Source organism: Litchfieldella anticariensis FP35 = DSM 16096, from assembly GCF_000409775.1.
Classification (GTDB): domain Bacteria; phylum Pseudomonadota; class Gammaproteobacteria; order Pseudomonadales; family Halomonadaceae; genus Litchfieldella; species Litchfieldella anticariensis.
Genome location: NZ_KE332396.1, coordinates 43,914 through 64,788, shown reverse-complemented (window position 1 = coordinate 64,788; position 20,875 = coordinate 43,914). Strand labels below are relative to the sequence as shown.

General features: G+C 60.6%; 19 protein-coding genes, 1 other RNA gene and 1 pseudogene. 12 read left to right on the top strand and 9 right to left on the bottom strand.

The features are described from left to right. The first annotated feature begins 115 nt into the window (after positions 1-115). Complete coding sequence (gene recN, locus L861_RS22710) at positions 116-1,789, top strand: DNA repair protein RecN (RefSeq protein ID WP_016419016.1); 1,674 nt, start codon at positions 116-118, stop codon at positions 1,787-1,789. Positions 1,790-1,880: 91 nt separating this feature from the next. On the opposite strand, the gene fur is transcribed toward recN, so the two are convergent. Beyond that, complete coding sequence (fur, locus tag L861_RS22705; protein ID WP_016419015.1) at positions 1,881-2,327, bottom strand: ferric iron uptake transcriptional regulator; 447 nt, start codon at positions 2,325-2,327, stop codon at positions 1,881-1,883. Positions 2,328-2,399: 72 nt separating this feature from the next. On the opposite strand from fur, the gene L861_RS22700 reads away from it, so the two are divergent. Beyond that, on the top strand, positions 2,400-2,849 hold the full coding sequence (locus tag L861_RS22700; protein ID WP_016419014.1) for an outer membrane protein assembly factor BamE: 450 nt from the start codon (positions 2,400-2,402) through the stop codon (positions 2,847-2,849). Positions 2,850-2,903: 54 nt separating this feature from the next. Here L861_RS22700 and L861_RS22695 read toward each other — a convergent pair whose 3' ends face one another. Further along, entirely contained in the window at positions 2,904-3,227 is a 324-nt protein-coding gene (locus L861_RS22695) for an RnfH family protein (RefSeq protein ID WP_016419013.1), read from the bottom strand. Next, positions 3,214-3,651 carry a type II toxin-antitoxin system RatA family toxin gene (locus tag L861_RS22690; protein ID WP_016419012.1) on the bottom strand — a complete coding sequence of 146 codons (438 nt, stop codon included), beginning with the start codon at positions 3,649-3,651 and terminating at the stop codon, positions 3,214-3,216. Before L861_RS22690 ends, L861_RS22695 begins: the two co-directional genes overlap by 14 nt. Before the next feature lie 133 nt (positions 3,652-3,784). On the opposite strand from L861_RS22690, the gene smpB reads away from it, so the two are divergent. Next, positions 3,785-4,270 carry an SsrA-binding protein SmpB gene (gene smpB, locus L861_RS22685; protein ID WP_016419011.1) on the top strand — a complete coding sequence of 162 codons (486 nt, stop codon included), beginning with the start codon at positions 3,785-3,787 and terminating at the stop codon, positions 4,268-4,270. Positions 4,271-4,329: 59 nt separating this feature from the next. Further along, positions 4,330-4,709: a transfer-messenger RNA gene (ssrA, locus tag L861_RS24380) on the top strand. Positions 4,710-4,857: 148 nt separating this feature from the next. Here the strand turns inward: ssrA and L861_RS23875 are convergent. Continuing rightward, on the bottom strand, positions 4,858-5,742 hold the full coding sequence (locus L861_RS23875) for a class I SAM-dependent methyltransferase (RefSeq protein WP_016419010.1): 885 nt from the start codon (positions 5,740-5,742) through the stop codon (positions 4,858-4,860). A gap of 138 nt (positions 5,743-5,880) precedes the next feature. Here L861_RS23875 and rloA3 point away from each other — a divergent pair, with 138 nt between their 5' ends. Continuing rightward, positions 5,881-6,483: a retropepsin-like aspartic peptidase RloA3 gene (rloA3, locus tag L861_RS22675; RefSeq protein WP_051149400.1), complete on the top strand. Its 603-nt coding sequence runs from the start codon at positions 5,881-5,883 to the stop codon at positions 6,481-6,483. 262 nt (positions 6,484-6,745) lie between these two features. Next, positions 6,746-9,091, top strand: a complete 2,346-nt coding sequence (gene ybiO, locus L861_RS22670) for a mechanosensitive channel protein (protein ID WP_016419008.1) — start codon at positions 6,746-6,748, stop codon at positions 9,089-9,091. Between the two features lie 82 nt (positions 9,092-9,173). Here the strand turns inward: ybiO and L861_RS22665 are convergent, their stop codons facing one another. The 5 genes from L861_RS22665 to hemC form a co-directional block, all read right to left on the bottom strand. After that, positions 9,174-10,550, bottom strand: coding sequence for an NCS2 family permease (locus L861_RS22665; protein WP_016419007.1), 1,377 nt, complete (start codon positions 10,548-10,550; stop codon positions 9,174-9,176). Between the two features lie 258 nt (positions 10,551-10,808). Then, on the bottom strand, positions 10,809-12,032 hold the full coding sequence (locus L861_RS22660) for a heme biosynthesis HemY N-terminal domain-containing protein (protein ID WP_016419006.1): 1,224 nt from the start codon (positions 12,030-12,032) through the stop codon (positions 10,809-10,811). After that, positions 12,029-13,540 carry a uroporphyrinogen-III C-methyltransferase gene (locus L861_RS22655; RefSeq protein ID WP_016419005.1) on the bottom strand — a complete coding sequence of 504 codons (1,512 nt, stop codon included), beginning with the start codon at positions 13,538-13,540 and terminating at the stop codon, positions 12,029-12,031. The genes L861_RS22660 and L861_RS22655 overlap by 4 nt, the downstream gene beginning before the upstream one ends. A gap of 6 nt (positions 13,541-13,546) precedes the next feature. Continuing rightward, the gene (locus L861_RS22650; protein ID WP_027947796.1) at positions 13,547-14,335 is read right to left on the bottom strand and encodes a uroporphyrinogen-III synthase; all 789 of its coding nucleotides are present in this window, start codon (positions 14,333-14,335) and stop codon (positions 13,547-13,549) included. A gap of 6 nt (positions 14,336-14,341) precedes the next feature. Next, complete coding sequence (hemC, locus tag L861_RS22645) at positions 14,342-15,283, bottom strand: hydroxymethylbilane synthase (RefSeq protein WP_027947797.1); 942 nt, start codon at positions 15,281-15,283, stop codon at positions 14,342-14,344. 185 nt (positions 15,284-15,468) lie between these two features. On the opposite strand from hemC, the gene argH reads away from it, so the two are divergent. The 6 genes and pseudogenes from argH (at position 15,469) to L861_RS22615 (ending at position 20,873) form a co-directional block, all read left to right on the top strand. Further along, the gene (gene argH / locus L861_RS22640; protein ID WP_016419002.1) at positions 15,469-16,872 is read left to right on the top strand and encodes an argininosuccinate lyase; all 1,404 of its coding nucleotides are present in this window, start codon (positions 15,469-15,471) and stop codon (positions 16,870-16,872) included. Between the two features lies 1 nt (position 16,873). Continuing rightward, positions 16,874-16,978, top strand: a pseudogene (lptM, locus tag L861_RS25365) (LPS translocon maturation chaperone LptM); the annotation flags it as partial. A gap of 89 nt (positions 16,979-17,067) precedes the next feature. Continuing rightward, positions 17,068-18,348 (top strand): diaminopimelate decarboxylase, encoded by a 1,281-nt coding sequence (lysA, locus tag L861_RS22630; protein ID WP_016419000.1) that lies wholly within the window; start codon positions 17,068-17,070, stop codon positions 18,346-18,348. Beyond that, positions 18,348-19,181, top strand: a complete 834-nt coding sequence (gene dapF / locus L861_RS22625; RefSeq protein ID WP_016418999.1) for a diaminopimelate epimerase — start codon at positions 18,348-18,350, stop codon at positions 19,179-19,181. The genes lysA and dapF overlap by 1 nt, the downstream gene beginning before the upstream one ends. A 31-nt stretch (positions 19,182-19,212) precedes the next feature. Next, on the top strand, positions 19,213-19,935 hold the full coding sequence (locus L861_RS22620; RefSeq protein WP_016418998.1) for a DUF484 family protein: 723 nt from the start codon (positions 19,213-19,215) through the stop codon (positions 19,933-19,935). A 29-nt stretch (positions 19,936-19,964) separates the two neighbouring features. Further along, the gene (locus L861_RS22615; RefSeq protein WP_035569305.1) at positions 19,965-20,873 is read left to right on the top strand and encodes a tyrosine recombinase XerC; all 909 of its coding nucleotides are present in this window, start codon (positions 19,965-19,967) and stop codon (positions 20,871-20,873) included. Positions 20,874-20,875 lie beyond the last annotated feature (2 nt).

Below are 20,875 nucleotides of genomic sequence, written 5' to 3'. Positions count from 1 at the left end.
ATCATGACAAATCCCCTGTGACTGGCGATTGAAGGGTTAACCTGACTACTGTATAAACACACAGAATGACGATTCATGGGAACCCGCATTGCGGACGTTGCTCTTGGAGGTGGCCATGCTGGTGCAGCTTGCGATTCGTGATTACGCCATTGTCGATAGTCTGGACCTGGAACTGCACGGCGGCATGACCGCCATTACCGGCGAAACCGGTGCCGGCAAGTCAATCTTGCTCGGCGCCCTCGGCCTGTGCCTGGGCGAGCGAGCCGATGCCGGCAGCGTGCGCCATGGCGCCGAACGCACCGATCTCTCCGCTCGCTTCGACATTGCTGCCTTACCCGAGGCGCGCGCCTGGCTTGCCGAACGCGAGCTACCCAACGACGACTGCCTGCTACGCCGAGTCATTACCGCGACTGGCCGCTCGAAGGCATGGATCAACGGCCAGCCGGCAACCGTGTCAGACCTCAAGTCACTTGGCGAATACCTGATCGAGATCCACGGTCAGCACGCCCACCAGGCATTGCTGCGTGAAGAGACCCACCTACGCCTGCTCGATGATTTCGCCGGCCATGCCAATTCGGTCGACGAATTGTCTGCCCTCTATCGTCAGTGGCAGGACACACGCCGTCGTCTCAAGCGGCTCAGTGAAGATGGAGAGGAGATCCAGGCCCGCCGCCAACTGCCGCGCTACCAAGTCGAGGAACTCGATCAACTGGCACTAGCCGACGGCGAGTTACAAGCCTTGGAAGAAGAGCAGGAACGACTGGCCCACGCCGAAGAGACTCTGCGCGAAGCTCAGTATGCGGCCGAATGCTGCGACAATGACGAGGGCGGTGCCCTTCGCCTTCTGACGCAAGCGACTCAACGGCTCGGCCCGCTGCCCGGCAGCGACCGCGGCCTCCTGGCCGAGGTGCTGGGCATGCTGAACGAAGCCCATATCCAGATCGAAGAAGCCGCCCGCGAATTGCATCGCTTCGTCGACACCACGGAGTTGGACCCCGAGCGCCTGGCCTGGGTGGAAGAACGCTTGGGGGAAGTCCATCGTATCGCCCGCAAGCACCATGTGATGCCTGAAGAACTCGCCGGACTTCACCAGCGCCTGCGCGGTGAACTCGAGAACCTGGAAGGCGACGAACACGACCTCGAGTCGCTGTCCACTGAGGTAGAGGCGCTACGTGAGCGTTGGCGTCAGGAGGCCAAGGTCATCAGCGAGGCTCGCCGGGAAGCAGCCGCGCGATTCGGCCAGGCAGTACAGGAGCAGATGGCCTTTCTGGCCATGGGCAAGGCCACTTTCCAGGCACAGGTGGAAAGCCGTGACACGCCAGCACCGAACGGCCTGGACAACGTGCGTTTTCTGATCAGCGCCAATCCCGGACAGCCGGCACGAGCCTTGACCAAGGTCGCTTCCGGTGGCGAGCTGTCACGCATCAGCCTGGCCATCCAGGTGGTGGCCGCCAGTCACTCGACCATTCCCAGCCTGGTATTCGATGAGGTCGACGTGGGGATCTCCGGGGCCACTGCCGAGATCGTGGGCCAACTACTCAAGCGCCTGGGCGAAAGCGGCCAAGTGATGACCGTCACCCATCTACCCCAGGTCGCCGCACAGGCTCACCAACATCTGCATATCGAGAAGCAAGCACACGAGGAAACCACCCTGACGCGGATGGCGCTACTGGACACCTCCGGCCGTGTGCGCGAATTAGCGCGCATGCTGGGAGGCGTCACGCTTTCCGACCGCACCCTTGCCCATGCGCGGGAAATGCTGGACGCCAGCCAGCGTGCCCATCATTAGGACACGGGCCTAGAACGACATAAGCATACGACACTGCTGCTCCCCGACCAGGGAGCGGCAGTAATGGGCAAGGAGAGTCGCTCTCGGCAAGCTAGCCTTTCTTGACACCTTCCTGGCGGGTCGCTTTGGAGCCTTTAGGGCGTACATAAAGCACCAACGCGTGATCGACGAGCTCGTAACCGTGCTCCTCGACGATTTCCTGCTGGCGACGCTCGATGGCCTCATCGAAAAACTCGATGATTTCGCCACTCTCGAGACACACCATATGGTCATGGTGCTCGTCTTGGGACAATTCGAACAGGGCATGCCCACCATCGAAATTGTGGCGTATCACCAGGCCGGCGGATTCGAATTGCGTCAAGACGCGATAGACGGTAGCCAGCCCGACATCCTCCCCAGCTTCCAACAACGCCTTGTAGACGTCTTCGGCGCTCAAGTGGTGCTGCTCGGGAGCATTTTCGAGAATTTGGAGGATTTTGACGCGCGGCAGGGTCACTTTCAGACCCGCCTTGCGCAATTCATGGTTCTGATCAGCCATGGTTGCTCTTCGCAGTGACGTGTAGGGTCGGGTATCATCGACCGACTCAACGATAGTGAAGAACAGGCGCAAATGCAAAAGCTGATTAAAACGGTCACCCTTTCCCTCGCGCTGTCGCTGGCTGGCGGCTGCAGTTATGTCGGCGTGTACAAACGCGATCTACCCCAGGGAAATCTGGTGACACAGGAAATGGTCGCCCAACTCGAACAAGGCATGACACGTGAACAGGTCAAGTTCGTGATGGGTAGTCCGTTACTCGAGGCTCCCTTCAATGCCAACCAGTGGGACTACCTGTACCGTCTCGACGAGGCCTACGGAGGCGTGGAGCAACGCCGCGTAACCCTGACCTTCGCCAACGACCGCCTGGTGAACATCACCAGCGAGGGCAACCTGTCGAGCGACATAGAGCTGCCGTCATACGAGGGCCCGGGGCCGGCAACGGAGGGCACCGGACCTGATGACGGCATCATGTCTCCCCAGCCCACGACGCCGGATGGCCCCACAACCACACCTGGCGTGTAACAGCAATGGAAGTCACCCCGGCCGAAAGCGAGCCCGGCGATTTCTGAAGCGATGCTAGTGGCGGGACGCCCGCCGCTTGCGAGCATCCTTCGGATCGGTCTTCAGTGGCCGGTAGACTTCGACACGGTCCCCTGCCTGCAATTCATGGCGCTCGGGGTCGCGTAGCGGTTTGCCGAAAATCCCCAGGCTCGCCTCGCTGAACGTCTCAGGGGACAGCTCAGGAAAATAACGCGGCAGTTCCGCCAGCTCGACCGCACGACGTGCCGTGGTGCCCGGCGGTACCGCCAACGTTACGATCTTCTGCCGCTCGGGTAACGCAAAGGCCACTTCCACTTCGAAGGCGGGTTGAGCCGTACCTTTTCGCTCAGTAACGGCCATAGACCTCGTCGGCTCGACGTGTGAAGGAGTCCACCAACTGTCCCGCCACCTGCTGAAACAGCTTGCCGAAGGCCATGCCCAGCAGTCGGTTGGCGAATTCGAATTCCATTTCCAGGCTCACTTTGCAGGCATTTTCACCCATCGGCGTGAACAGCCAACGCCCTCTCAGGCGCCGAAAAGGACCTCGTACCAGCGACAGCTCGATCCGCTCCGGCGAATACAGGTCATTGCGCGTAGTGAAGCTCTGCTCGACACCCGCCTTGGACAGTGTCAGCTCACCGATCAAATGGGCCTCATCCTGCTCTATCAACCGTGCCCGGCGACAGCCCGGCAGAAACTCCGGGTAGCGCTCGAAATCATTGACCAGGTCGAACATCGCCTGGGGAGAATGCCGCACCAGGGCGGACTGATTGACCGTTGGCATCTACCTCTCCGCTGACTTTACAAGGCCTTGGGCGTATCATGGACGGTTATTTCGTCAAGCCTTGAATGGTACCACGCTTCCCCCCATCTCGAAGGGGGTAGCTGGCAACCGGCATATCGATCAACGAGGTTTCATGGCCAATAAGAAAGGCAAGAGCAAAGGGCCCAGCAGCAACGTCATCGCCCAGAACAAGAAGGCACGCTTCGAATATCATATTCAAGAGACCTTCGAGGCGGGACTGTCGCTGTCGGGCTGGGAGGTGAAGAGCCTGCGCGCGGGCAAGGCTCAGCTTACCGACACCTACATCCTGGTCAAGAACGGAGAAGCATGGCTGCTGGGCAGCCATATCACGCCGCTCAACACCGCCAGCACACACGAGCTGGCCGATCCAACACGCACCCGCAAACTGCTGCTGCATCGCAAGGAGATCGCCAAGATCTTCTCGCGGACCCAGGACAAGGGGCACACCTGCGTGCCGCTGAAACTGTACTGGAAGAACAACCTGGTCAAGTGCGAACTGGCACTGGTGACCGGCAAGAAGCTGCATGACAAGCGTGCCACGGAGAAAGACCGCGACTGGAACCGTCAGAAGGCGCGCATCATGCGTGAGAACAAGTAATGACGAGCCCTTGATCTGGTGCCCTCGAGACCCCATGTGATATAGTGGCGACGTGTTATGGGGGCGACATGGCTTCGACGCCGGTGGCAACCCCTGAGGTGCATGCCGAGAGCGTGATGTATCTCGTAAATCCAACATCACGACTAAATAGTCGCAAACGACGAAAACTACGCTCAGGGTGCCCTGGCAGCTTAAACGCTGTTAGCGGTTAGCCCGGCCCAGAAGCGATGTGCCCATTCATCGTGGACGGGAGATGAGCAAAGATTGATGGGATCGCGATTGGCGGCGTCTTCACGTCAATCGTTAAACTTTAGAAGACTCGCGTTGCTGGATCCTGCCCGTCGGAGCCAGTGGCGTTAAATCAGAAGACGGAACTAAGCATGTAGAGCCAATGGGCGAGTACCGACGGACGCGGGTTCGATCCCCGCCGCCTCCACCAATCAAGCAATGAAATCAGCCGCTTACGAGCGGCTGATTTCATTTATAGGGCATAGTTTGGTCTGTTTCGGCCATGGTGTGGTCAGCTTTTCCGATGACCGCCTGGTAGCGGCCAACAATCGAGGCATAGCTCTTGCCGGTCTGGAAATTTACCAAGCTATCTCGGGATCATGCGGCTTGCGAGCGGTGATACAGTGACACTCGAGGCCAAGATGAACTCGACCGTCTGCAGCCTGATATGGCTGAACCGCCTCGACGACAGCCTGCCAGGTGTCTTGCTGTTGCTCAGGAGACTGCCCTTCGGTGAGCCTCACGATGTCTTGGGCAACATCCTGCAGGAAGCGGACATAGGCATCGGGGGAGTCATGGACACATTCGCTAGCGACTTGCTCGAGTGCTATCTCACGGAAGCCTGCCGAATGGAATCGCCGTTCAAGGTCCGCACTGTCGGCGAGCCGGAAAATATTCGGTTCGTCGGGATTCGGCGGCCCGATACCGGTCGCACGGCGCACAGTGGCACCTGCAACCGACAGCAACGGCGTCTTCGCGGGCTCACTGAAAACCGCCATGGCAACGCGACCACCTGGCTTCAACAACTCATGGACCCGACTCAGACACGCATCCGGGTCGGCCATCAGCATTAATCCCCACCGGCACAGTGCGGCGTCGAAACCGGTTTCCGGAATCTCCAGTACCTCACCATTGCACGCATAGAAGGAAACGTTCGACATTCCCGTTTTGGCAACCCGCTCACGGGCGAGCGCGATCATCTCTGGCGAAAGATCCGTCGCCACGACCACTCCGCTGGAGCCCACCCGCTCTAGGATGCTCATCAAAGGCTCGCCATAGCCCGTGGCAATGTCGAGAACCTTGTGTCCGGCTTCGAGCTGCGCCATATCCACCAGTCGGTCGTTGACCACTTGGGCTGCCAGTTCAATAGTTGGGGCCCACTTTTGCCAGCCATAGGCCACCGAGTCCCAGCCCCGACGGGCTGCTTCCGTCCTCTGTGCTGAACCGTATGAGTTCTCGGTCATGGCGGCTTCTCCACCTGAACAAGCGTCCCGCCTTGCGCAAGACCACAAACACAGCTTAGCAGCAGTTCGGCAAGACGTTATCTAGACCGCTTGCCACTTTCCCCCTCGAATGGAATCATTTTTGTTTCCGCTACTCCCATGTTGCTGTGTTCCAAGCAGAGGAGAGTCAATGTGACGCACAAGGGAATCTATCGAGCGCTGAAGGCCACGGCTGGCGCGCTGTTGTTGTGTACCACCTCCCTGGCCCAAGCCGATGACGAGCAGAAGGTCTTTGGCTGGGTGGAGAAAGCCACCGTCGAGCCTTGGGGGGTCGAAGTGAAGGCCAAGCTCGATAGTGGCGCCCTGACCTCATCGTTGGACGCCCGCGATATCGAACGTTTTCAGAAGGATGGCGAGGAGTGGGTACGCTTTCGTCTTGAACTAGAGGACGAGGAGACTGGCGAGGTAACGTCTGAAGTCCTAGAGCGCGAGGTCAACCGCAAGCTGATCCTGCGCGGTGCTGGCGGGGAGTCCCGACGCCCTACCGTGATCATGACGATCTGTGTCGGCGATACTCTCTACGAGGAAGACTTCAGCCTGCGCAACCGCAGCAACATGCTTTATCCAATGCTGCTGGGGCGCCGCACCATCGAGCACCTGGGGCTTCTCGATGTCACCCAGACCTTCCAGCACCAGCCTGAATGCGACGAGGACTCACCACTAGTTCCCTATGAAGAAGATGAAGACGACGACGATGACTGACGCCTGCTGACACTAGGAGTACCTCGCGCATCACCAACAGCGCGACATATGCATAAACACGCCCCCGCCCTGGACGGCGAAAGGTTGCAATTATCTGTCACTCAAAGCGTCTTTCGCTATAATCTGGCGTAAGCATCGCATCATGTACAATATTTGTACAGCATGTGACATGCTCGACGCCAGACACTCGGGGCCCCGAGTCCAAGTGCATGGCACCTCTGATCGGTCCCGCCTTCTCACGCTGATTCATGGAGGTCCAAGCGTGCTTCAATCACGCCTTATCTGCTTGCTGGCAAGCTGGGTGCTGATGATAGCGATGGTCGTCAGCTCCCCCATCCAGGCCCAACAGAGTGAGGAATCCGCTACCCCTGCCTACTCGACATTGGCCGACCTACTCGAGAACGAGCAGGCCCGCAACAAGCTGATCGAGCAACTACGCAACCTGGCCTCACAAACTGAAGGGGCCGGATCCCAAAGCGGCGGAGAGAAAGCGCCGGCAACGGAAGGCACCGATGCCGCAAGCTCGGGCGGACAGAGCGACGAGCAGACGTCGCTGCCCCGACGCCTTGCTGAAACCACCAGCGGTATCGCTGGAGAGATCGGCAGCCAATTCAACAACTTGCTCGGAGTCATTGGAGCACTGTTCAGCGGCGACCCCACCTCGGGAGAGGGCGCTTTCGATATGGAGGCCTTCACCAATGCAGCGCTCAACCTCGCATTGGTGATCCTGGCCACCTTCGTGCTGTTCATGGGCTTCCGACGCCTCGCCAGGCCAGGATTCACCCGCGTCAGCCAATGGTCACTGCAGGGAGAGGGGCTCACGCCTGTTCTACGTCTGGTGATCGCCGTGGCAGTTGCTGCTGCGATCGACGTGCTGGTCGTGGCCTTGGCTTATGTCGGCGGCAACCTGATCGCCACCTTCGCGGTAGGCGAAAGCGGTGAACTCTCGACCCGCGCCTCGCTGTTTCTGAATGCCTTCCTGGTCATCGAGCTGCTCAAGGCAGCCATACGCATGCTGTTCTCGTCACACTACGAAGGACTGCGCCTGCTGCCGATCACGGCCAGCGATGCCTCGTACTGGAATCGCTGGATCGCCCGCCTGATCGGCCTCGTCGGTTACGGGCTGTTGGTCGTCGTGCCGCTGATCAATGTCTATCTGTCGCCGGCTCTGGGGCAGGGAATCGGCACCCTGATCATGCTTGGCGCCTTTGTCTATGCCGTTGTGGTGGTGGTCAAGAACCGCCTCAAGATACGCCGTGCCATCGAAGCAAAGGCGGAAACAACCACCATGAATGCCACGCGCCTGTCACTGCGCCTGTTCGCCCGGGTCTGGCACTGGATCGCCATTGCCTATTTCCTGATGGTGTTGGTGCTGACCCTGGTTCGCCCGGCCGATGCACTCCCCTTCGTGATGCTGGCCACGCTCAAGACACTGCTGATCGTCGGTGCCGGCATCCTGATCTCCAGCCTGCTGACCCAGACCATCGGTCGGCGCATCACCCTGCCCGAAGATCTGCGCCACAAACTGCCGAAGCTGGAACCACGCCTCAACTCCTACATTCCCAACGCACTGCGGGTGATCCGCGCGATCATTCTGGTAATCGTCGTCATGCTGGTGCTGAGCGCATGGGGCGCCTTTGACTTGAGCGCCTGGTATGCGTCTGAGTCTGGTCGTGATCTGATCGGTAGAGTCATCAGCATCGGCGTGATCCTGGTCGTGGCGGCGGCCATCTGGCTCACCTTGGCCAGCCTGATCGAGCATCGCCTGAATCCTGATGCGGGAGGTGGAGAACCGTCAGCACGGGCCAAAACCCTACTCAGCCTGTTCCGCAACGCCCTGGCCGTTGCCATCATCACCTTGACGGTGATGATCGTGCTCTCGGAACTCGGCATCAATATCGGCCCATTGATCGCCGGTGCGGGGGTGCTGGGTCTGGCGATCGGCTTTGGCGCCCAGAAACTGGTGCAGGACATCATCACTGGTGTCTTCATCCAGGTCGAGAATGCCATGAATACTGGCGACGTGGTCACCGTAGGGGGTATCACCGGCACCGCTGAGCGGCTGAGCATCCGCTCGGTTGGTATCCGTGACCTATCGGGCACCTATCACATCATTCCATTCTCCAGCGTCGACACGGTGTCCAACTACATGCGCGAGTTCGCCTATCATGTCGGCGAGTACGGCATCGCCTACCGCGAGAATATCGATGAAGCCATTGTCCGGCTACGTGAGGCCTTCGACGAGCTAGCCAGCGACGACGAGCACAAGATGAACCTGTTGGCACCGCTGGAAGTGGCCGGCGTTATTGCCCTGGCCGACAGTTCGGTGAATATCCGTGTGCGCATCAAGACCACACCAGGCACCCAGTGGGCGACCGGCCGTGCCTACAATCGCCTGGTCAAGATGCACTTCGATGCTGCCGGGATCGAGATCCCCTTCCCACACACCACGCTGTACTTTGGCGAGGACAAGGACGGTACCGCACCACCAGCCCGCTTGCACGTCGCACGGGAAGCGCGTCCCAGTGCCGATGACGGCAAGGACTACAGTGACGACCCCCGCTCCCAGCCCAACCCGAAGTTCAAGGGTGACTTCGACGAGGATTGACGCTATCTCATCTCTCATGAAACAGGGGGCTGCCGAATGGCAGCCCCCTGTTTCATTGGCGGTAGCGGCGTACCGGCTTGGTTCAGTGTGTGGTGACCAGCATCACCACGCTGAGCGCCGCCGAGGCCCACATCGCCGGCTTGATCTCTTCGATGCGCCCGGTGAAAACCTTGATCAGCACGAAGCTCAGGAAACCGAAGGCGATTCCCAGGGTGATCGAATAGGTCAGCGGCATCAGGATGATCGCCAGAAATGCCGGGAAGGCCTGGTCGTAGCGGGTCCAGTCGATCTTGGTGATCGGCGCCAGCATGAACAGGCCGACCAGCACCAGGGCCGGCGCGGTGGCAATGCTTGGCACCAGTGACAGCAGCGGCGACAAGAACAGGAACGGCAGGAACAGCAAAGCGATGACCACCGCCACCAGACCGGTACGACCGCCCTGTGCCACACCGGCACCGGACTCGATGAAGGTCTGGGCGGCACTGGTGCCCAAGGGCGCGGCGACCATCGAAGCGAAGGCATCGACTGTCATCGAGCGCTTGAGGTTGCGCGGATTGCCGTCCTTGTCCTTGAGGTTGGCCGACTCGGAGAGTGCCATGAAACATGACAGTGCGTCGAAGAAGTTGGTGAACAACATCACGAAGATGAACGGTAGATAGGCCACCTTCAGGGCACCCCAGATATCAACCTTCATCACCGCGCTGAAATCGGGCCAGGCGGCCAGACCGCTCCACTGCACGACCACTTCCTCGCCCCACAGACGCCCCATGGGCGCCGCCAATAACGTGGTCAAGGCAATGCCCAGGATCAGCGCCCCGTTGAAACGCAGGATTACCATGATCGCCGTGGCCATCATGCCGATGAAGAAGGTGATCAACGACGGCTCCAAGCTGCCCAACGACACCAGAGTGGCCTCGCTGCTGACGATGAAGCCGGCGTTCTTGAAGCCAATGAAGGTGATGAACAGGCCAATGCCACAGGTAATCGCATAGCGCAGTGAGGCTGGGATCGCCTCGATGATCGCCTTGCGCACGTTGAACATCGCGAGCAGCGCGAACAACACCCCGGACCAGAACACACAGCCCAGTGCCACTTCCCAGGACAGGCCGGCACCGAGCACCAGGGTATAGGTGAATAGCGCATTCATACCCATGCCCGGCGCCACCAGGATCGGGTTGCGCGCGTAGAGGCCCATCGCCAGGCTGCTCATGAAACTGATCAGCACGGTGGCCGACAGCGCCGCCGAGAAGGGTATGCCAGCGTCGCTGAGGATAGCCGGATTGACGACGATGATGTACATGGAAGCCAGGAAAGTGGCGATTCCAGCCAGGATCTCGGTACGCAGACTCGAACCCCGGCGGCTCACGCCAAAGTAGGTATCCAGCCAGCTTTCCCCCGTGGCAGATCCGGTAGTCGTATGTCGCGGGGCTTCAGGACGAGCGGTCGAGGTCTGTTCCATGGTGCGGTCCCATTGTTGTTGGAGTGGATAACAAGAGTGCTAGAAGCGGTTATCGTGTCATTGGAATCAGGATGCCAGCAATTTGACCTTTTGGTCAGAATCATGGCCCGCACCACAGCGTAGGCAATTTTTGACCGATTGGACAACACGGAAATGTGATGCCGTATATCCACAAAGCAAATACACCACCCATTGCAGACAATGGGTGGTGTATAAAAAAGGACGCCTCTCGGCGCCCAGGAGAGCAAAACGTCAGGCTTAGCGATTGGTGTCGCTGGGCTGAGGCAAGGCAGGAAGCGACTTGTCGAGCAATTCCACGCTCTGGCGGTAGTAGAGCTGGCTCTTGTTGTGTTCGCCGAGATTGGCATACAACCTGGCCAGCTCGGCACACACGACGCCGCTGGAACGCTGCCGCTGGCTGGCTTCGAAGTATTCCTGTGCCTTGCCCCAATAGGCATTGCGTAGCGACAACCGCCCCAGCGTAAGCAATAGATCCGGGTCGTTGGGGCGTTCCTGCAGCCATTTCTCGGCATACATCAATTGACGTGCGGCATCGACGTTGAGCAACCCATAACGCAATACCAGACGTGGATCCCAGTGTTCCTTGAGCGAATGACGCAACAATCGTTCGGCAATGCTTTCTTCACCACCGCGGACCAGCGCTTCGGCGTACAGCACCACCAGCTCCACGTCACCACGCAGGTGGTCCGGCATGTCAGCCCAAAGGCTACGCACCCGTTCTATGTCGTTGGGATTGCGTGCCGCCTGGACAATGAGTTCACGATAGGCGCGCTGCTCGAGTTCCTGGCGCTCTTCGTCGGCTATCAGTTGCTGCTGGGCCAGACGTGGCGTCAATCGTCGCAGACCGTCCCAATCACTAACGCTCAAGTAGGCTTGCTTGAGGAGCTTGAGCACCTGCGGGTGATTCGGCAGTTGCTTGTCGAGCCGGGTCAGCGTGGCAAGGGCCTCCTCGAACTGCTGTCGGTCGAGCATCAACTGCGCCTGCACCATGCCCACGGCGGTATCGGCACCTTCGGTACTCAGATGAGCGCGCTTGAGCAAAGTGTCGGCCTGCTCATAGCGGCCTTGGTAGTGCGCCGCCAGTGCCGCCGAGAGGTAATTGACCAAGGGCGTGCTGGAATCATTGGCGGCTTTGACCAAGGACTTCTCGGCACGCTTCCAACGCCCTTCGGCCAATGCCACCAGGCCACGCACGGTGCGCTTCATGGCGTTACGGTGGCGCGTTCGGCTGTTCCAGACCTTGAGCCGGCTCACGGGGCGTCGTAATCGCACCAGCACTCGCAAAATGAAATGCAGAAGCAGGAAACCCGCCAACAGCAGGATCAGCCCGAACCAGAACGATGTCTGGAATGAGGTGTCGCCGACTCGCACCAGCCAATAGCCAGGGAAGGAGTGCATTAATTGTCCGAACAGCGCCCCGATGGCCAAGCCGAAAACGACGAGGAGAATCAGCTTTCTCATGCTTCGTCTCCCCCTCCGCCATTGGCCGGCGACTCGAAGCGACGCTCGATGAAAGTGGCCAATGCTTGCTGGGAACCGCTGATGTCCGGCAACTCGGGACGAATCGATGCCTCGCGCAACTCGCTCAAGCGATCGACCGAGGTCTGAACATTACTGCGGTCGGTGGCGTAATAGTCGTGAACCATGCGCAATGCCTTGTCGAGGCTTGCGCGGTAAAGCTCCGGCTCTTCCCTGAGCAGCGCCAGTTGCGCCTGCTCGAGCACCAGTCGCACGTTTTGCCGCAGGTAGGACTCCTGCTCCGGCGTGATCAGCGCTTCGAGCGCCTCGTCATGTCTTCGTACCGTGACCAGTTCCTTGAGCTCCCCGGCAAAGCGCGCCAACTGCTGCTGCCAACCGCCACTCGGTGGCGTGTTATTACCCGGCTGGGCAGCAATCTGTTCGATGTCCTGTTTGAGCGGCAGACGGGCAAGTTGCTGTTGCTGGGCATTGAGTGACAGATACAGGCCAGTACGGTCGATACGCGGTACGGCGTCCAACGCCGCAAGTTCGGAGGCAATTTCCCGACGCACAGGCACCAGGGCCGGGTTGTCGGCGTCACGCAGGCGCGCATCTGCCGTACGCAACAACGCCGCAGCACCTTCGACGTCACGCTCGAATTGCAGACGCTGATTGGCCAGGCGCAGCAGGTAGGCAGCTTCGGCATGCAACCACTCACGCTCGTCGGTCTGCTGCTGACTGGACAGCTCATCGAGAACCCGATCCAGGGTCTCGTCGACATTGCTACGGTAATCGCTGAACTCGTTGCGCAACGATGCCAGGGCTTCATCGATAGAAGCCTGACGCTCCTTTTCGCTGGACTCGAGCCGCGACTCCAACCCGGCAATCGCCTCGGCATTGGCCTCCACTTCTGCCAGACGTTGTTGCTGCGCTTCGAGTCGCTGCCAGCCCAGCCCCACCGCCACGACCAACACGACCGCCAGCACCAGGGCGGCAACAGCCAAGGGTTTGCCAGACCGGCCACCTCTACCCGAAGTGCCACTACCCCCGGAGACTCCGCCCCCACCGCTCGGGGGGGGCGTCTTATCTGTCTTGCGCTTGTCAACCGTGTCGTCGGCAGCAGGTTTGTCGGTACGCGACGAACCACTGCCAGAGGTGGAAGTCTCCGCTTTCTTGTCAGTGCCACTGGTTTTCTTTTCGGTATCGGGCTTGTCGGTACCAGAGGGCTTGTCATTGCCGTTAGTACCTTTCTCCTCGTCGCCGTCCTTCTTGTCACCTTCCTTTGGCGCCACTGGCTCGGATGCCGCTTGGTTGGCCGCGGCACTCTTGCCGCCTTGACGGCTACGCCCTTGCCTCGGCTTATCGGTATTCGACGCTTGGGAAGCAGAATCCGACGTGGAATCCCCGGCTGTCTCGGAAGGTGCCGACGTCGACTCGTCCTTGTCCGAGCGGGAAGCATCTGCGCCGCTAGGCGCCTGCTGTTTGTCCTGATCGTGTGGTTGCTTGCTCATCTATCGCTAGCCTTTTTCAAGATCGTCATGATCGACATCGGCACCATTCAGGTCACAAGCTTCGGCGACCGCCGCCGCCAGAGCGGCTGGCATGGCACCTGGCGCCACATGAAGGGCGGAAAATCCCAGGCTGCCGGCCAGTGTAGCCAAACGCTGACTGGAAACGATTAGCGGTTGGTTCAACGCTGCTCGAGTACACCATCCTGCCAGATATTCGAGTATTTCTCCGCTGCTCACCACCAACGCATCGAAATCGCCCTGTGTCAGCAAACGGACGCTGGTATCGTCTGGCGGCACGAGAATACGCCGATAGAGTGCCAGACGCGTGAGACGCGCGCCACGTGTCTCGAGTGTCTCGGCCAGCAACGAGCGGCCACCAACGCCGGCCACCAACAACACCTTTTGCTCGTTGGGCGCCTGCAGCGAAGGCAGTGACAACAGAGCCTCGCTGGTATCCCCCCGACCAGGGGCCGCCACGTGCACGCGTACGCCAAGCCGCTCATGCAATGTCTCGGCAGTGGCGCGGCCAACGGCATAGAATTGTGGACCCACCGGCAACTGCGGCCAATAGCGATCCAATGATTCAGCCAGGCACTCGGCAGCAAAGGGGCTGACCACCACTACCTTGGCGAATTGATCGAAGTCTAGCCAGACATTGCGCATGGCCTGAGACTCGGGCAGGGCTTCCTGGCGCATGATATCGAGTAGTATTGCCTCGGCTCCCAATGCCGTAATGGCACGTGTCAAGGGCAGGGCCCGCCTGCCCGGTCGCGTGATCAGAACCCGCGGCCGCATACCCATTCAAGCGTCGCCATAGACCTGAGCCAGAATCTCACCGGCGCCCTGCTCGAGCAGGTCTTCGGCAACCCGTACCCCCAGCGCTTCCGGTTCACTGGCCGCCCCCCGGCCCTCGGCACGCAAGACTTGGGTACCATCAGGGCTACCCACCAGACCACGCAACCACAAGGTCCGACCATCGCTTTCGAACACCGCGTGACCGCCGATAGGCACCTGACATCCGCCATCCAGGCGGGTATTCATGGCGCGTTCGGCACGTACCCGTGTGGCGGTGACGGGATCGTCGAGTGGTGCCAGCATGGCAATCAGTTCGGCATCGTCGGTGCGGCACTCGATTCCCAGTGCCCCCTGCCCACAAGCTGGCAGGCATACCTCGGGCGGCAATTCCATAGCGATCCGCTCCCCCAGGCCCAAACGACGTAAGCCGGAGGTTGCCAGGATGATGACGTCGAACTCGCCGGCGTCGAGTTTGCCCAGGCGGGTCTGTACATTGCCACGCAACGTGAGGATCTCCAGATCGGGCCGTGCTTCGCGTAATTGCAGGCCTCGACGCAGACTCGAGGTACCGATCCGTGCACCTTCAGGCAGAGCCTCGAGCGAGTCGTAGTCGTTGGAGACGAAGGCATCGGTAGGCTCGGCACCTTCAAGGATCACCGACAGACCCAGCCCTTCGGGAAAGTGCATGGGCACATCCTTCATGGAATGCACGGCAATATCGGCACGGCCATCGAGCATCGCCTCTTCCAACTCCTTGACGAACAGCCCCTTGCCGCCGACCTTGGCCAGCGGCGTATCGAGGATCTTGTCGCCACGGGTGGACATGGCGACCAACTCCACCTCGAGCCCGGGGTGTACCGCTTGCAGGCGGTCACGAACGTGTTCGGCCTGCCAAAGGGCCAAGCGGCTCTTGCGGGTAGCGATACGCAGGATGTTGTCGGCGAGCACGATGATCCCCCTGTGGGCGGCCTGTCTGGGTTCTATTGATCCCTTATCATAAAGCACGCGCCGGATCAGGAAAAATGCCTGCCACGACCCTGGCATGTCCCCCTGCATCCGCCCTCACCTGTCTGGCCGACTCTGGTACACTTCCCTGCAACTCCTCACTTCAACCATGCAGGATGTCCAGTTCGATGTCGCAGCCAACCAATCAGTCCTGGGGTGGACGTTTCAGCGAACCCACCGATGCCTTCGTCGAGCGTTTCACTGCCTCGGTGGACTTCGACCAGCGCCTCGCCCAGCACGACATACAAGGCTCCATTGCCCACGCCACCATGCTGGCCCGAGTCGGTGTGCTCGATGAAACCGAGCGTGACGCCATTATCGCCGGACTCCAGGAGATCGGCCAGGAAATCGCCGACGGTACCTTTGCCTGGTCGGTCAAGCTCGAAGACGTGCACATGAACATCGAAGCACGCCTCACCGAAAAGATCGGCATTACTGGCAAGAAATTGCACACCGGTCGCTCACGCAACGACCAGGTGGCCACCGACATTCGCCTCTACCTACGTGACGCCATCGACGCGGTGGATGGCGAATTGCTGCGCTTGCGCAAGGGCCTGATCGAGTTGGCAGCTCGTGAGGCCGATACCATCATGCCCGGATTCACCCATCTGCAGACCGCACAGCCAGTCACCTTCGGCCACCACCTGCTGGCCTGGCAGGAGATGCTGGCTCGCGACCAGGAACGTCTGCGCGACTGCCGCAAGCGGGTCAATGTGATGCCGCTCGGCGCCGCCGCACTGGCCGGTACTACCTACCCCATCGATCGCCATGTCACGGCCGAGTTGCTGGGCTTCGAGCGTCCGGCCGAAAACTCGCTCGACGCAGTAAGCGACCGCGACTTCGCCATCGAGTTCACGGCGTTTGCCAGCTTGCTCTTGATGCACCTGTCGCGCATGAGCGAGGAACTGGTGCTGTGGACCAGCGCCCAGTTCGACTTCATCGACCTACCCGATCGCTTCTGCACCGGTTCATCGATCATGCCGCAAAAGAAGAACCCCGATGTCCCGGAGCTGGTACGTGGCAAGACCGGGCGTGTCTATGGCCACCTGATAGGCCTACTGACACTGATGAAGTCACAGCCGCTGGCTTACAACAAGGATAATCAGGAAGACAAGGAGCCGCTGTTCGACACCCTCGACACCGTGCAGGGTTGTCTCAAGGCATTTGCCGACATGGTGCCAGCGATCGAAGCCAAGTCCGATAACATGTATGAAGCCGCACGTAAGGGCTTTTCCACCGCCACAGACCTGGCCGACTATCTGGTACGCAAGGGCGTGGCGTTTCGCGATGCCCATGAGATCGTCGGCCAATCGGTGGCCTATGGTATCGAGCACAAGAAGGACCTGTCCGAGATGAGCCTCGACGAACTGCGCCAGTTTTCCACATCGATCGACGATGACGTCTTCGAGGTGCTGACGCTCGAGGGTTCGGTCGCCGCGCGCAACCATATCGGCGGCACCGCCCCGGATCAGGTCCGCGCTGCAGCGCAACGCGCGCGGGATTCGTTGACGGCCCTGCGTGAGGAAAATTGAGATGCGCTGGCTTGCCATCACCGCTTTGTTGCTGGCACTTGTCGGCTGTGGACAGAAAGGGCCGCTCTATCTGCCTGGCGACGAAGCGGCCGAAGAGCGCTACGGCACCGGTGCCGCGCGCGAGGAAGCGGACAACGACAAAGACGCCCAGAACGGCAGTGATACCGCCAGCGACAGCGAAGACGAGAACTGAGCATGGACCATTTCGAATACCGCGACGGGGTGCTGTTCGGCGAAGAAGTCTCTTTGGCCGATATCGCCGAACGCTTCGGCACCCCTTGCTACGTCTATTCACGAGCGACCCTGGAGCGACATTTTCGGGCTTATACCGAGGCATTGGGTAGTCATCCACACCTGATCTGCTATGCCGTGAAGGCCAATTCCAACCTGGCAGTGCTGGGGTTATTAGCACGTCTCGGTGCTGGCTTCGATATCGTTTCTCAAGGTGAGTTAGAACGTGTATTAGCAGCCGGCGGCGACCCCGCCAAGGTAGTATTCTCCGGTGTCGCCAAGCAGGAAGGCGAGATGGCCCGCGCACTGGAGGTCGGCATCAAGTGCTTCAACGTGGAGTCGCTGTCCGAGCTTGAACGACTCGATCGTGTTGCCGGGAAGTTGGGCAAAATTGCCCCGGTCTCACTGCGCGTCAACCCGGATGTGGATGCACGCACCCATCCCTACATCTCCACCGGGCTCAAGGCCAACAAGTTCGGGATTCCCGTCGACGAAGCGCTCAAGGTCTACGAAATTGCCGCTGGCATGGACAACCTGCGTGTGGTGGGGGCCGATTGCCATATCGGCTCTCAGCTTACTGAGCTTTCGCCTTTCCTCGACGCGCTGGATCGCCTTTTGGTATTGCTCGACCGGCTCAAGGACCGTGGCATTACAGTCGAGCACCTGGATCTCGGTGGTGGCCTGGGTGTGCCCTACCATGACGAACATCCACCAGCTCCTTTCGACTACGCTGCCTCGCTGCTCGAGCGGCTTGCCCAACGTCATGGCGAACAGCAGTTGACGCTGCTGTTCGAGCCAGGGCGCTCGATCGCCGCCAATGCCGGGGTATTGCTGACCCGAGTCGAATTTCTCAAGCCCGGCGAAACCAAGAACTTCGCTATCGTCGACGCGGCCATGAACGACCTGATCCGCCCCGCGCTGTATCAGGCCTGGCAGACGATCCTACCGGTCGATACCCGGTCAACCCGCGAAACGAACACCTTCGACGTGGTCGGACCGGTCTGCGAAACCGGTGACTTCCTGGGCAAGGATCGTGAACTAGCGATTGCCGCAGGCGACCTGCTGGCGGTACGCTCGGCAGGAGCCTATGGGTTCGTGATGGCCTCGAATTACAATAGTCGCCCGCGCCCACCCGAGGTAATGGTCGATGGCGATCAGGCCCACCTGATCCGCCGACGCGAACGCCTCGAAGATCTGTGGGCCGGCGAGTCCCTGCTACCCAGCAAGGGGTCGGAGACAGAGTGATGCTGCTGCACTTCACCAAGATGCATGGCTTGGGCAATGACTTCATGGTCGTCGACCTGGTTACCCAGCGTGCGCGGCTGCGCGACGAGCAGATCCGCCACCTGGCCGATCGCCACTTCGGCATCGGCTTCGATCAGTTGTTGACCGTCGAGCCCCCGCTCAACCCGGACATGGATTTTCGTTACCGGATCTTCAACGCCGACGGCGGCGAAGTCGAGAACTGTGGCAACGGCGCTCGCTGCTTCGCTCGCTTCGTGCGCGATCAACGCCTGACGCACAAGCGCGAGATTCGTGTCGAAACTGCTGGCGGGCCGCTGACGCTAGTCGTGGAGGACGATGACCGGGTAACCGTCGATATGGGCACGCCACGCTTCGCGCCGTCGGCACTGCCCTTCGATGCCGCCGAGGACCGGATGCTGCACGAACTCGTCGTCAATGACGAGCGCCTGGAAGTCGGGGTGGTCTCGATGGGCAATCCACATGCCGTGTTGCGCGTGGATGATGTGCAGCAAGCTCCAGTGGAACGTCTTGGGCCCTTGATCGAGGCGCACCCGCGCTTTCCTCAGCGTGTCAACGCCGGCTTCATGCAGATCGTCTCGCGCCAGGAAATCCGCTTGCGAGTGTTCGAGCGCGGTAGCGGGGAGACCTTGGCTTGTGGCACCGGTGCTTGTGCCGCGGTGGCCTGCGGTATTCGCCAGGACCTGCTGGATAGCCCGGTGACCGTGCATCTGCGCGGCGGTGACCTGACCATCGCCTGGGCCGGTGGCGATGCCAATCTCAAGATGACCGGTCCCGCCGAACGTGTCTTCGATGGACGAGTGGCGCTGAACTGAACTCGCCACCCCAGTGACAGGAGAATCCTGCATGTCTCGTGCCCAGGCTCCAGAACCACGTCAGACGCTGGATCCCGACCGGGTCGCCCAGTGGCTAGCCCGACACCCCGATTTCTTCGTCGGTCGCGAAGGGCTGTTGCAACAGCTCAAGGTGCCGCATCCTGAAGCCCGCGGCGCCACCTCGCTACTCGAACGCCTGATCCATGACCTGCGTGCGCGCGCCGAAAGCGCCGAGTGGCGCCTCGAACAGCTCCTCGACTCAGCGCGCCACAACGAAGCCCAATACCGGCGAACCCGAGAGCTGGTTCTTGCCCTACTCGAGGCGGAAGATAACGACGCTCTGGGTCAGGCACTCGCCACCCAGCTCAGCGAGCGCTTCCGCACCCCAGCGGTGGCATTATGGTGTCCTGCCTCACTAACTGACCGCGAACCACGTCCCCCCCAGGCACCCCGCCACGTACTCGACGACGCTGCGGGTCTGCGGCTGGCCGCCTTGCTCGACGGTCGAACCAGCCGCTGTACACGTCTAAGTCGCACCGACTGGCAACGCCTATTGCCACATGCCCCCCCTCCCGAGCAAGCCGGCTCCTGTGCTCTGACCCGTTTGACCCTTGGCGAGCCTCTGGGTTACCTGGTGCTGGCCAGTCCTGACCCGGAGTACTTTCGTGCCAGCCTCGACACCCTATTTACCGAGTACCTGGGCGAGGTCATAGCACGTTTGCTGGTACGGCTGGCAGAACCTCGGCATGGCTAAGGACGTTGACCATGGTTGAGGGCCCAGGCATGACCGAGTCGGTTCTGCGGGCCGATATCGAGGCCTTTCTCGCCGACTTGGCCCAAAGCGCCAGCCCAGCGACGCTCGACGCCTACCGTCGCGACCTTGCTGCCCTGACTGCCTTCGCTGCGGAGCAAGACCTGCCTGGCTGGCACGCCTTGGATACTGCCCTGTTGCGCCGCTTCCTTGGTCGCGAGCGCTCACGCGGTCTTGCACCGCGCAGCCTGGCTCGGCGCCGTGCTGCCTTGTCACGTTTCACTGAGTATCTGGTCAGCCTTGGGCGCTTGTCCCACAATCCGGTCAGCTTGACCCAAGCTCCGCGCCAGCCCAAACACCTGCCGCATCCGCTGGATGTCGATCGGCTGGCACAATTTCTGGATGCACCGCATGACGACACGCCACTGGCACGCCGCGATCAGGCGATGCTCGAGCTGTTCTACTCCAGCGGACTACGTCTAGCCGAACTGGCAGCACTCGACCTCGACCAACTCCAAGGCCCCCGGGTAAGGGTGATGGGCAAGGGCAGCAAACCACGTCAAGTACCGGTTGGCAGCCGCGCCAGAGCGGCTCTAGAGGCCTGGCTGACGGTTCGCGGCCAGCTGGCCGCTAGCGGCGAAACTGCACTGTTCGTCGGCATCCGCGGCCAGCGTCTGGGGCATCGCGCCATCCAGTTGCGTCTGGCACACCTGGCCAAGGAGCGCGGGTTGGCCGAGCACCTGCATCCACACAGGTTGCGACATTCATTCGCCAGCCATTTGTTGGAGTCCAGCCAGGACCTGCGCGCCGTCCAGGAATTGCTGGGTCATGCCAACCTGTCGACGACCCAAATCTATACCCGGCTCGATTGGCAACACCTGGCCGACAGTTACGATGCCGCCCATCCCCGTGCTCGGCGTAGTGAAACTCGAAAGAAATAAAA